Genomic DNA, 12,105 nt, shown 5'->3' with positions numbered 1-12,105 from the left:
TATATATCACTTCTTTCTTGGAAAAAGTCTTATCTTTCTCCTCGGACTCTTTTTCAGAAGTGTCAACAAATAACTTACCACTAATAGAAGCACTTTCTTCCAATTTTGAACGGCACTCTTTATCAGCTCGATTTTTAATTAGTTCGGCTTCGAGGCGATGATAAGCAGACTCCCATTCATGGTAGACTGACTGATCACAAATGCCTCTAAAAAGCCCCAATAGGGCTTTTTTGAAATTCACTCCAGGTCTACTACCATCTTCCCACTTCTGATAATTAGAAGACCCAAAGCTATACCTTCGATCAAAACTCGCCGCCAGCTCACCAGCATTTTTATGAGAAAAACCAGCTAAAATTCGAGCTTCTTTAAAAAGAGACCCTAGATCTTTAGCCGTGGGAATAGACGTGATTTTTTGAAATTCAATTTTATTTTCCATATGCATTAAGAACTCTTCCTTCAGCTCCAAGTAGAAGTGAAGTTCCCTACTACCTTTCACTAGATCCATCAGGTCAAAAATTAGATCGTAGTTTGGCAAATAAGCAATAAAAAAGGAACGTTATTTCTAACGTTCCTTTTAACAAATTTATCTAGTGCTAGGCTTATCAGTTACGCTTTCTTAACGAACTTAGATTTCAGCATCATGTCACCAGCGCCGTCGACTTTACAGTCGATGTCGTGGTCGCCGTCGACGAAGCGTTTGATCGTCGCTTTCGTGCCGACTTTCAGTACTTGAGAAGAGCCTTTTACTTTCAGGTCTTTGGTCAAAGTTACCTTGTCGCCTTCCGCTAGCAGGTTGCCAACCGCGTCTTTCAGGATTAGCGCATCCTCGTCTACCACTTCTTCGTTTGGGTTCCACTCGTAGGCGCATTCAGGGCAGATCAACATCGCTTGATCCTCGTAAACGTATTCAGAGCTACACTGTGGGCAAGCTGGAAGACTCATACTTCAATAACCTCAATAGAAATAGGGAATAATTTGTGCGGCATTATAACGCAATGACAATAACATGATAATGTTTTTAGGGAATTAGCCTTTTTTAGGGGCTTCTTCTAGCACTTCTTTGGTGAAATCCACATCGTGATCTTCTAAATAACCACGAATTAGCTGACGCACCACTTGTGAAGGTGTTAAGTCTTTTTCAGCACACAGCTTCTCAAACGCCTTCTTTTTACGAGGGTCGAGCAATACAGTAAAACGGGCAGTTTTGCTTTCCATTAGGCATCCTTAGAACGTCTATTCATTATCATTTGATTATAATACCCGATAAGGTATTTCATCTCTATACATTGTATTTTCTCTCTAAGATCGCCATGAACAGGACAAGGTATTGAAGATCATGAAAAAACTGTCGGAATAGGGATAGTCCGCCCGCGTAAAACGTTTCAAACTATTCGTCATAGCCGTCGCCACCCGTACCATTGATAAACGAAGAGATTTTATGAACGAGCAAGCCAACGCCATTCCTACCAACATCATCACTGGGTTTCTTGGTGTGGGGAAAACCACGACCATTAACGGACTTTTGGCAAATAAGCCCGAGGGCGAGTCTTGGGCAGTACTGGTCAATGAGTTTGGCCAAGTCGGCATTGACCAAGAAATGATGCCCAATGAAGAAGGCCTTCATATCAAAGAGCTAGCGGGTGGCTGTATCTGTTGCACCATGGGCGCATCCTTAACCCCCACCTTGAAGTCTCTGATTGAGCATGCAAAACCTGACCGCTTGATCATCGAGCCCACTGGTATCGGCCACCCAGAGGGGATTATCGATACGTTAATGGGGCCGTCTTTCAAGGACAAACTCGACCTACGCGCCACCATTTGTATCCTTGATCCCCGTTCGCTTGAACTGGAAGACGTCGCCAACAGTAATATTCTCCACGATCAGCTGAACTTATCCGATGTGGTGATCATCAATAAATGCGATATCGCAGAGCCAGAGCTGGTCGAGTTTGTGGAAACCAGCTTGCATGGCATGTTTCCACCGAGACAGCATATTGGTCGAAGCATCAAAGGCGAGATCGACCCAGCGCTATTGGACTTAGTACGCAATGGTCAGCTGAAGGCACAATTTCCTGAAGCCCATTCTCATACTCATCATGATCACAGTCACTCACATAGCCATGATCACGCACATGAGCATCATCACCATGCGCCAGAAGCCATCGCAGAACCTGGCAAACCGATTCGGAAAACGGGCAATGGCAGTGGTTTATTCAGCTGTGGTTGGATTTTCCATCGAGACGATTGCTTCGATTATTGGCAACTGGAAGAAATCCTAAACGGCCTCGAAGGCATCAGTCGCATCAAAGGGGTGATCCGCATTGGTCATGCTTGGGTGTTCTACAACCGAGTGAACGATGAACACGACTTCGACAAAGTGGCCTACCGCCGCGATTCACGTATTGAAATCATCAGCCCACGGGAACTGGACTGGGAAGCATTAGAACAACAAATGCTGTCCTGTTTGCAAAAATAGGCCCCCATTTTCTCTTGATTTACGCATTTCAATTGCGAGACTTAATATAATATGATCCATATACGTTTTATATATGGACCATATTATGGGAATCATCAAAATCTCCGACGACGTGCATAACGATGTGCGCCGCGCTTCTCAAGTCATGTCACGCTCCATCAATGCCCAAGCTGAGTTCTGGATTAAGATTGGCCGCCTTGCTGAACGGAATCCAACCATGAGCTTCTCGGAAATCATTCAAATGGAGTTAGATAAAGCCGATGCCCTAGAAGCGGCTGAAATGATCGATCAGCAGGCCCTAGCATGAGCAGAGAAACCGTTCATATCAAAAGCCCTGCGGAAATCGAGCTAATGCGCGAATCGGGCCGACTACTTGCGAAGGTCTTTAAGCACCTAGACAGTTTTGTCAAAGAAGATGTCACCACCATGGCCATCAATAATGAAGTAGAGCGCTACATTCGTCAGGAGCTCAATGCTCGACCAGCCAGCCTTGGCCAATATGATTATCCGTACTCACTCAACACATCCGTCAACGAAGTCGTCTGCCACGGCATGCCCAGTGAACACTATGCCCTACGCCCGCGAGATATAATTAATCTAGACATCACTTTGGAAAAGAATGGCTTTATTGCTGATTCAAGCAAAATGTACGTGATGCCTAGTGCAGGGCCTGAAGCCAGACGCCTCGTTAAAGCCACCTATGAGGCCATGTGGCAAGGCATCAAACAAGTGAAGCCTGGCGCAACACTAGGGGATATCGGCTATGCCATCGCCAGCTTCGCACAAGCGAATCGCTACACCGTCGTACAAGAATACTGCGGCCACGGCATTGGCCGAGAAATGCACGAAGCACCACAAGTCATGCACGTAGGACGCCGAGGACAAGGCTTAACACTAAAACCCGGCATGACGTTTACCATCGAACCCATGATTAATCAGGGCCGAGCCAAAACAAAAACCAAGAAAGATGGCTGGACCGTTATCACCGCAGATCGCAAGCTATCCGCCCAATGGGAACACACGATCCTCGTCACCGATACAGGCTACGAAGTGTTAACCCTTCGAGAAGAAGAACAGCCGCTTTAGCTGTCATGGCAAGAGTTAGTAAAGGGATTTCCTTTACTAACTCAACACGTGGTCAACGGGTTTTAATGCTGGCGGTAAGTCCTCATGACCCAATGACCTCAGCACATCACGTTCGATCACCCTAACCATCGCATTGGTCGGTAGATCATTCACATCGTTACCAAATGGGTCTTCTAACTCATTGCCAATCGCATCCAAGCCAAAGAAGGTATAGCTCACCACTGCGGTAATAAATGGTGCTAACCAACCCAATGGCTGTGCCATCGCAAATGGCAACAACAAACAGAAAATAAAGGTCGTCCGATGTAGCATCAGAGTATAAGGGAAAGGTAGTGGCGTATTTTTAATGCGCTCACAGTTGGCATGGGCTTCGGATAAACTTCTGAGGCGCTTCTCCAGCTCCAAGTAACGTAACTCACTGATGGCGCCTTCGGCCTGCAACATGGCAAAGCGCTTCGCGATCGCGTTCAGAAGCGTATCAGACAAATTATCAACGTACTCAAAGTCTTTATTAGCGACCCAAGGCTTAGCCGCTTCCCACTCATCTTGTCGACGCAAATGAGCGTTCAACGCATGAGCAAAACCACAGATCAACTTCATGATCTCTTCCCGTAACGGGTGCCCTGCTATACTCACGGTTTCACGCCCCATTGCCCGAGCTTCGATCACAACCAACCCCCACATTTTTCGCCCTTCCCACCAACGCTCGTAGCAGGAGCTATTGCGAAAACTCATAAAGATCGACAACGACAAACCCAACAACGTCAACGGCGTCGCACTCACATTGATGAACACATCTGGGTAAAGCTTCTCGACAAAAACAATCACCACCGCCAACAGCGTAATCATCAAGATACGCGGTGCAATGCGCATTAAAATGGCGCCTTTCAGCGTGGTCAGCACCACGATCCAATTATGATTGGGGTAAACAACCATGACCTACCTCTATAAAAACAAACGAAAGCAAAAAATGACCGAAAAAACTCAGACAACACCATTCACAAAGCCCAAATGCTTAAGGCTTCTAAGACTTTCAATATTGTTTTTATAAACACTCATCGGAGCGCTGAAAGGATGCTTTTTATAATACAAAACACATACTAAAGACATGCCTAAAAGCGCCGATTTTTGAGAAGGTAATCCCTAAAGGCCGTAATCTCGTTCTACCTTTGCAATACGAACTTTGAAGGTTTCATACCACTGCTCACGACCCATTTTCTGAGCGCCTAAATGCTCTACATTTTGCTTCCATTGCTTAATCGAATCCAAGTCTAGCCAGTAGGAGACAGTGATCCCCACTTCCTCCCGCGCCGACTCCATCCCTAAAAAGCCTGGCTGCTGCTCAGCAAGCGAAACCATCCTGTCCGCTACCTCACCGTAGCCGTTGTCCCCAGCAGTTCGAACCGATGTAAAAATCACCGCATAGTAAGGCGGTGTGGGGGTCTTTGCTAAAAGCGTCATGGGTTGTCCTTCAGTAGTAAGCACTTAATTAATCATGCTATTTCACTAATTTTATCATCCAACACTAACAGGGGTCAGATTCCTTAAATAACGTAGCTTAAGTTGCGTTAGATGGTTCAGGAATCTGACCCCTTCAATATCTACCCAACCTTCACTACTACCCGCCTCTTCGGCAGTTTGATTTCGCTCACTGCGACACCGAGCAGGATCACTATTGCGGCGATAGACTGCGCCGCATCGAGGCTTTCACCAAAGAAAAGATAGCCGCCGATTAGGGCAAATACCGGTACCAGCAAGGTCATAGGAGCGACGCTTGAGACGGAGTATTTGACGATCATTTTGTTCCAGAACCAGTAACCTAGCAGCGTGGTTGGATAAGCTTGGAAAGCGGCGGAGAACAGCACCGAGCCGTTGATTTCTAAGATAGATTGCGCCACTGAGCTTGGGCCACTGACAGCCATTGCTAACAACAGTAATGGAACCGGTGCAAAGGCCATGCCCCAGATATTGAAAGCGAAGATTTCGCGGGTACCGGAGCGTTTGACGATTAAGCCATTCACACTCCAAAACACCGAAGCGCTGAGCACCAAGGCTAACCCTAGCACCGTTACCGTACCGTCTTGATTCCAGATAATAATGCCCAAGCCGATCAAAGCGAGTATCGAGCCTAGAACTTTACTCAAGGTGACTTGTTCTTTGAGTAAGTAACGACCCACTAACAAGCTACTGATTACACTCATATCCAACAGCAAGGACGCCAAGCCAGAGGAAAGGCCCGCGCCAACAGACAAGGTGGTCAAGCCCCATACCCCAACGCCAAAGGTTAAGCCGTAGGCCATCAGATAACGCCACGGTACATTGGGGCGACGAATAAAAAAGATCAGCGGCAATACAGCCAAGGTAAAGCGCAACGCGGTCAGTAAAAAGGGATCAATATTGTTGACCCCCAGCTTGATCACGCTGAAGTTAAAGCCCCACAGCGCCATCAGTAACACCAGCAACAAACTGTCTCTTTGATTCATGATATGGCCCTCTCGTTTATTAAGCCGTTCTGATCCGAATGAGGACAAAGTATGAGACGATGCTTGCCAAGAGAGCAGATTCAATTTTTAATAAAATTAAGAGTACAATTTTAACAACCGTATTTTGAAAGGGTCTGGTCGCACGATGACTTTATATGAAACGCTCGCACAGACGTTTATTGACGACATCATAAGTGAGCGTTTACCAACTGGCTCTCGACTGCCCGCTCTTAGGAAATTGGCCAAACAGCAATCGATTAGTTTGACGACCGCCGGAAAAGCCTACGCGTATTTGGAAGATCGAGGCTGGATTTACGCGCGTCCCCAAGCAGGCTACTTCGTTGCCAATCGAAGCAAGAAGACCGCGTTCCCAGCTCTCTCTAATCAGTCTTTAGTCCCCCGAGATCCAAGCCTCTTTGCGCCACAGCAAGGTTATGATGCTGCGGTGACGGGCTTTGCTCCGCTTGGAACGTCTTTGCTTGCGCCCGAGTTACTGCCAGAAACGGACTTAACTCGAACTATTAAACGCGTCACCCAACGGGCTAGCCAGAGTATGTTTAGCTACCCAGAGTCCCAAGGCGCCGCCAGCTTGCGTGATGCCCTCTCGGAACATTTTAGAAGCCAGCATTTTGCCTTTAACCCAGAGGAGTTGGTCATCACTAACTCCTGCTTAGAATCGGTTCGGATCGCTCTAGAAAGTGTAAGCAAGCCAAACGATACCATCGCCGTCTGTTCGCCTTGCTTTAGCGGCCTGCTCGATCTTTTATCCACCTTACAGCGTCAGATTATCGAAATCCCCGTCACCCATGAGGGCATTGATCTCAGCCTACTCGAAGCCTGCTTTGCGGAACAAAAAGTCTCTGCGGCGTTATTAAGTACCACTCACATAAACCCTCTGGGTATTACGCTGCCAACCGAGCAAAAACAGGCCATTGCAAAGCTTGCTGCGCAATATCAGATGCCAGTGATTGAAGATGATGTCTACTTTGAGCTTGGCCACGACAAGGCTCAGCCCCTACCTGCGAAGTACTGGGATAAGGAAGGTTATATTCTGTGGTGCAGCTCCATCTCGAAGACGCTTGCTCCAGGCTTGCGCCTTGGTTGGTGTTTACCTGGACGCTATTTTGATCGGTTTTATCAACAGCATCACAGCACCAGCATGGGGGTAAACAGCTTGGTCCAAGACTGCATCGCAGAGTTTTTGTTGTGCGGGGATTACCGTCGACACCTCAATGCACTTAGGCCCATTTTACAGTCACAAATGCATCAATATCGACAGTTCTTAGCTGAGCATTTACCAGACTCTGCGCAGATCAGCGCACCACAAGGAGGGCTTGTACTGTGGCTGCGTGTTCCAAATTTAGATACCAATGCTCTCGCCGAGCAAGCATCACAACAAGGCATCGACATTCGCCGCGGCAGCTGCTTTAGTACGCATCCAGATTACAACGATTGCTTCAGAATTAACTGCGGCTGGCCTCTCCATTACGTGCAGGCAGGCAATTCTCCAATTCTGCAGTTAAGGACATTGTGTTCATTAATTTCTGAACGGTAAGAAAGAGCGCTGAGGCTTAGCAACCCCAGCAACAATCTTATGGAAAGTAGAAATATATTTTGCCAGCAGGGAGATCCACAGTGACATGATCAAATGCATTGATCATATTCATTCCCATCACAGGTAACGGTTCACCATCGATTTCACGACTCGCGTGTGTGACCACTGAGCTATGCATACTGTAGTCGCCAAACTTAAACTCTTTTTTACAAAGCCGAGCATCATCACCCACATCCAGTCCACGCTCTTCAAGCTCAGAGAAGTCTACCTTTTCCGACACACAGCTTTCTTTGACAGAAAAGGGGACGGTTGAAATAGAGCTACCCGTTTCGAAACTCACGCGACGCTTGGTTTCATCATTGAATGGGTAATAGAAATGAAGGTTCTCACCGTCAAAATCCGCATCATAGGAAATGCATTTATGAGTACAAATTATGTTTTCTGGCTGAATCCAAATACCATCAGAGTAAAAAGAAAACTGCCCATATTGACCAATAAAATCAACGCCTAGCACTCCTGAACTACGTCCTTCCTGAGTAATGATAATCTTATTTCTCATGCCACTTACATTTGAATTCATATCCACTATTGCCAAACTTGCAGTTATTTTCTGTCCAAACGGGTCTTTGAAATGAAATATCGAATCAACAAGATTAGGACTAATGTCCGCAATACTCATAAAAGAAGACGTATCTATCGTTGCATCAAAGCTCTCTCCACCCCGGGTATAAACCTTAGTATTATGAAATGAAAAGTCTTCTTCTGAATAAGAAGAAAATACAGTTTTGTCTTCTTTAGATGTTTTCTTCAACTCATTTTCAGAAAACATCAAAGAGATTTTCTTCCCGTCTAGCTTGGAAAACACCTCACAAAAAAGAAGATCATCATCTACATATTTCGATTTATCATTACAAAATTCTACAGCCTCTCCAGCCAAAGGGAGAGCATTCAAAAAAATAATATCGTAAAAGTAATTTTCAACTTCAAAGGAGGTTTTCGAAAAAGAAGCTTCTGAGATAAAAAAGCTTAATAGAAAAAATAGTTTCTTCATGACAACCTTAATTACAGTTTTTTCTTTTAATACTTAAGCCTACAATTTTGGCATTAACATCGTAGCTTACTGTTTTTTCAGCATCTATTTTAAAGCCTTTTCCTTTACCTCGAATCTGTGGTTTAGACACAGTTACGTCATTCTTCCAATCATCATTGATGGCGTTATACTCGACACTACCTTCCGCTTTCCCTAGAGACATTTCTACCCCATTGCCCAAATTTGAGCTTGCTTCTATGGAGGCTCTTGTAAATACATCAGCGTCGAGCGGTTCTTCTGGTTTTTTAGTGTACCGAAAGCCTGCAATAGCCTCTGCTGTGACATCCAATATTGCCTGCCTATCTTGCAATCCTTTATGCCAGCCCACAGAGAGTTCGACGATTGTCATCCGACACTGACCAGACTCATCGCTGATAATTTGATAGCGAATAGCCTCTCTGGCTTTCATACTTTTTTGGAGGTTGTTTACTTTACGAGCTTGCCTAGAAAGGACCAAATCCCTAGTTTTATTGAATTCCATCGCTACATCCTGTGTATTTTTCCTGATATAGGATCATAACATTCAAATAAAAATAGTTACGAGATTAGCGCTTCCTCTAGAGCATACCTTTACACTAGCCTTACCAATAACTTACTCAAAAACACCGCAAGCATTACACGGTTTTAGGCATCAGAGTAATACGTCGATATTGCATCATGGCCAATAGCAATACACAGGCGAGTGCCATCACAAATGGGAATAGCACGGTGGCAAGGGAATACGCCTCTAACGCGATGATTGCGCAGGCATTACGTAATATGATTAATAAGAAAAAGGCTCGACTTTCTTCAAACGGATGGTGATAGGCTTTTCGAGCAGTGGGACCAAAACCGAGCACATCAACGACCGTAAGTATGATGACCGCCCATAGAGGGTCTTGGGTGAGATACCAGAGAGGCAAAGACGCGAGTGCCGCAGCCAAAAACCACCAGTCTAACGCCGTGGAGGAGGCATCTCCTCGCTTCAAATAGGCTAGAAACGCGACATACAGGGTGATAAAACCAGACACACCAATTGGCCACGCGCCAATACCGCCATCCGCTTGCAGCTGTGCGAAGAAGACGATCGTCGTGGTCAGGCCCCAGATAAGCCAAGAAAACACATGCGGTTTTACACGTCCATTTAAAATCTGCACGATGTAAGGTACAAAGCCCGCAATCGCGAGCACCATCGCTGCGCCGCCCATGCTCCACTTAATCCAATCCATATCCATCTCCCTATTTTGTCATGGCCATGTTAGCGGGCATTTCACATCACTGCTATGCCAATCACGCCATCTCTCAATGCTTAGCACACGATTTATGACGTCTAAGATCAATAGTTTGATGTAGAAACAAGTACCGTTATTGGGAGTTGTTTAAAGCGGTGACATACGCGGCATTCGAAGTGCAGCGTCTCGCATTGAACCAATCTAGACGCTAGCTCGTAGAACAAGGGCAACTTAAATAAAGGAGCCCTTTAATGCTGTCATTGTTCAAATCCAACCCGACCAAGAAACTTGAAAAGCGTTATTCAGAACTGCTTGAGCAGGCCATGCAAGCACAGCGCAAAGGCGATATCAGAACCTACTCCATGCTGACAGCGGAAGCGGAAGAAGTGCACGAACAAATCAAAGCCATCGACGCACAGAAGTCTCAGTGATTCACTCTCGCCTTTACCAATAAACTGGGTCTTTGAATGGTTCCACACAAGAGGGTCGATCTGCCATGACTGGGATCGGCTGTCCGTCCAATGACTGCCCTAGCCAGCCAAATGGCATCGAAAGTTTCACAGGAGCTTGTATCACCGTCTCAGACAAGGGCTCAAAGCCGACTTTCGAATAGTATGCTGGATCGCCATAAGTAATCACGACTTCCACTGAACGCGCCTTCAACGCCTTCAAGCCAAACTGAATAAGTGCCTGCCCAATGCCTTTCCCTTGCTGCTCAGTTGCCACGGCCACAGGCGATAGCATATACACCGTAACTGGCGTTTCGAACTGCAGGCGCGAAAAGAAAATCGCCCCAATCAGCGTTTCATCCTCGTAAGCAGCAAAACCTAACACCGACTCGTCATCTAAAAGCGATGACAGCTGCTCCGTCAAATGAGCCAACATCACCCCTTCTTTTTCTCCTTCGGAAGCGGCAAATACAGACGAGAAAAGTCCAACAACTTCGGTTTGCTGAGAAGCATAAAAAGCTCGGTAGATCATAAGAAACCTCGAAGGCGAATGGTCGTGATTTGGAAAAGTGACACGGATATTGGGGTTAAGATTGTACAAATTATTATGACAAGGTACATGCTCCCCCCTAACAACGATAAGTGCTTTTACTTTTGGTAGATTAGAGCCCATTCTAAAAAATATTGTAAAGTATCTTTTGGCATTGATCAGACAGAGACAAGACAATGGTGCGATCCCCCTGAAGCTCCTGCACCTCTACACGCGCGCGGACAATTCTAGGGTAATTTGCGAACGGGTTTTCAAGAGGATTGGTCATGGAGAGCCTTATATTTACGCTTGCAGATAGACACTAGTGTAGTGATATCAGAGCTCTTTTGTACGAGAGAAATAATGTGCTGGTGAGTCCCCCATCATCTTTTTAAACATCGCGATGAAGTTGCTAGTAGTTGTATAACCCAATGAAAAAGCAACATCCCCAACAGGAACATTCTGAGACAACAGTGCTAAAGCATGATTTAACTGAACCTGAGTACGCCATTGCGCAAACGTCAATCCTGTCTCCGCAGGCATTAGACGCCTTAGCGAACGTGCAGACAAAGCCCCAAACTCAGCCCATTGTTCCACCGTCTTAGGGCTCCCTGGCTCATTTAATACCGCTTCCGCTATTCGTAACAAACGAGAGTCCCTTGGCATAGGCAGGTAGAGTTTTTCAGATTCTGCGTTACGTATTTCATCCGTCATGACATCCGCGATACGCATATTCTCCTCTGTAAGTAGATCTTTGCACCAAGTCTGGCTGCGAATAATCATAGACTTTAAAAGCGGATTCACTCCTAGTACATAAGGTTTGCCTGGCAGCGCTTCACAAAGATTAGGCTGAAATAAAACTGAATAGCCCGAAACTTCGCTGCAAAAAAGAATACTGTGCTGCGCACCTGGAGGAATCCAGCCAGCTCTATTGGGAGGCAAAACCCAGGTTCCAGAGACTGTTTTGATTTGAACAACGCCTGATTGTATACACAGCAGCTGCCCTCTTAAATGACTGTGCCATCGATAAGGTTGTTGAGCTTTGCTGTCTAAATGGGCTTTGTTCGACCATTCACATGTAATCACCTCGGCACCAGCTGCGCTATCGCCTACCTGTCTTACTCTCATTATTAAACTCTAAAACTTGGCCACTTTGCATTATATTACAGCCATAATCGATTAACATGCCAGAACAGTATGCCTCTAAAGTACCGCTGTCTAATTTG

At 45.9% G+C, this 12,105-nt stretch carries 16 protein-coding genes; 5 read left to right on the top strand and 11 right to left on the bottom strand.

Translation table 11 applies throughout. From position 1 onward, the window contains the following. The 3 genes from JHD44_RS13585 to JHD44_RS13575 all read right to left on the bottom strand — a co-directional run. Nucleotides 1–436, bottom strand: a 436-nt coding sequence (locus JHD44_RS13585) for a hypothetical protein (RefSeq protein WP_199463313.1), incomplete at its 3' end; no start/stop codon positions are given. A 170-nt stretch (nt 437–606) separates the two neighbouring features. Continuing rightward, nucleotides 607–942: a zinc ribbon domain-containing protein YjdM gene (locus JHD44_RS13580; protein WP_199463312.1), complete on the bottom strand. Its 336-nt coding sequence runs from the start codon at nt 940–942 to the stop codon at nt 607–609. Between the two features lie 84 nt (nt 943–1,026). After that, nucleotides 1,027–1,215 (bottom strand): CopG family transcriptional regulator, encoded by a 189-nt coding sequence (locus tag JHD44_RS13575; RefSeq protein ID WP_133561270.1) that lies wholly within the window; start codon nt 1,213–1,215, stop codon nt 1,027–1,029. 223 nt (nt 1,216–1,438) lie between these two features. On the opposite strand from JHD44_RS13575, the gene JHD44_RS13570 reads away from it, so the two are divergent. The 3 genes from JHD44_RS13570 to map all read left to right on the top strand — a co-directional run bounded on the left by JHD44_RS13570 (nt 1,439) and on the right by map (nt 3,562). Continuing rightward, nucleotides 1,439–2,476: a CobW family GTP-binding protein gene (locus tag JHD44_RS13570; RefSeq protein ID WP_199463311.1), complete on the top strand. Its 1,038-nt coding sequence runs from the start codon at nt 1,439–1,441 to the stop codon at nt 2,474–2,476. 85 nt (nt 2,477–2,561) lie between these two features. Beyond that, entirely contained in the window at nt 2,562–2,783 is a 222-nt protein-coding gene (locus JHD44_RS13565) for a ParD-like family protein (protein WP_199463310.1), read from the top strand. Beyond that, nucleotides 2,780–3,562: a type I methionyl aminopeptidase gene (gene map / locus JHD44_RS13560; RefSeq protein ID WP_199463309.1), complete on the top strand. Its 783-nt coding sequence runs from the start codon at nt 2,780–2,782 to the stop codon at nt 3,560–3,562. Before JHD44_RS13565 ends, map begins: the two co-directional genes overlap by 4 nt. A 36-nt stretch (nt 3,563–3,598) precedes the next feature. Here map and JHD44_RS13555 read toward each other — a convergent pair whose 3' ends face one another. The 3 genes from JHD44_RS13555 to JHD44_RS13545 all read right to left on the bottom strand — a co-directional run bounded on the left by JHD44_RS13555 (nt 3,599) and on the right by JHD44_RS13545 (nt 6,045). Beyond that, nucleotides 3,599–4,498 (bottom strand): bestrophin family protein, encoded by a 900-nt coding sequence (locus JHD44_RS13555; RefSeq protein WP_199463308.1) that lies wholly within the window; start codon nt 4,496–4,498, stop codon nt 3,599–3,601. Between the two features lie 207 nt (nt 4,499–4,705). After that, nucleotides 4,706–5,023 (bottom strand): antibiotic biosynthesis monooxygenase family protein, encoded by a 318-nt coding sequence (locus JHD44_RS13550; protein WP_199463307.1) that lies wholly within the window; start codon nt 5,021–5,023, stop codon nt 4,706–4,708. Between the two features lie 140 nt (nt 5,024–5,163). Continuing rightward, on the bottom strand, nt 5,164–6,045 hold the full coding sequence (locus JHD44_RS13545) for an EamA family transporter (RefSeq protein ID WP_199463306.1): 882 nt from the start codon (nt 6,043–6,045) through the stop codon (nt 5,164–5,166). 145 nt (nt 6,046–6,190) lie between these two features. Between JHD44_RS13545 and JHD44_RS13540 the strand changes: the two genes are divergently transcribed. Then, entirely contained in the window at nt 6,191–7,600 is a 1,410-nt protein-coding gene (locus JHD44_RS13540) for a PLP-dependent aminotransferase family protein (RefSeq protein WP_199463305.1), read from the top strand. Nucleotides 7,601–7,637: 37 nt separating this feature from the next. Here the strand turns inward: JHD44_RS13540 and JHD44_RS13535 are convergent, their stop codons facing one another. From JHD44_RS13535 to JHD44_RS13525, 3 genes are all read right to left on the bottom strand, one after another. Beyond that, complete coding sequence (locus JHD44_RS13535; RefSeq protein WP_199463304.1) at nt 7,638–8,651, bottom strand: hypothetical protein; 1,014 nt, start codon at nt 8,649–8,651, stop codon at nt 7,638–7,640. A gap of 7 nt (nt 8,652–8,658) precedes the next feature. Beyond that, complete coding sequence (locus tag JHD44_RS13530; RefSeq protein ID WP_199463303.1) at nt 8,659–9,171, bottom strand: hypothetical protein; 513 nt, start codon at nt 9,169–9,171, stop codon at nt 8,659–8,661. Nucleotides 9,172–9,304: 133 nt separating this feature from the next. Then, nucleotides 9,305–9,898, bottom strand: a complete 594-nt coding sequence (locus JHD44_RS13525) for a hypothetical protein (RefSeq protein ID WP_199463302.1) — start codon at nt 9,896–9,898, stop codon at nt 9,305–9,307. A gap of 254 nt (nt 9,899–10,152) precedes the next feature. On the opposite strand from JHD44_RS13525, the gene JHD44_RS13520 reads away from it, so the two are divergent. Beyond that, complete coding sequence (locus JHD44_RS13520) at nt 10,153–10,332, top strand: DUF6435 family protein (protein WP_199463301.1); 180 nt, start codon at nt 10,153–10,155, stop codon at nt 10,330–10,332. A gap of 13 nt (nt 10,333–10,345) precedes the next feature. On the opposite strand, the gene JHD44_RS13515 is transcribed toward JHD44_RS13520, so the two are convergent. Together JHD44_RS13515 and JHD44_RS13510 are read right to left on the bottom strand one after the other, a co-directional pair. Then, on the bottom strand, nt 10,346–10,882 hold the full coding sequence (locus JHD44_RS13515) for a GNAT family N-acetyltransferase (RefSeq protein ID WP_199463300.1): 537 nt from the start codon (nt 10,880–10,882) through the stop codon (nt 10,346–10,348). Between the two features lie 333 nt (nt 10,883–11,215). Then, on the bottom strand, nt 11,216–12,007 hold the full coding sequence (locus JHD44_RS13510) for an AraC family transcriptional regulator (protein WP_199463299.1): 792 nt from the start codon (nt 12,005–12,007) through the stop codon (nt 11,216–11,218). Nucleotides 12,008–12,105: the final 98 nt, after the last annotated feature.

Origin of the sequence: Marinomonas ostreistagni (genome assembly GCF_016461785.1) — a bacterium.
Classification (GTDB): Bacteria; Pseudomonadota; Gammaproteobacteria; order Pseudomonadales; family Marinomonadaceae; genus Marinomonas; species Marinomonas ostreistagni_A.
This window is presented reverse-complemented; position numbering and strand designations above follow the sequence as displayed.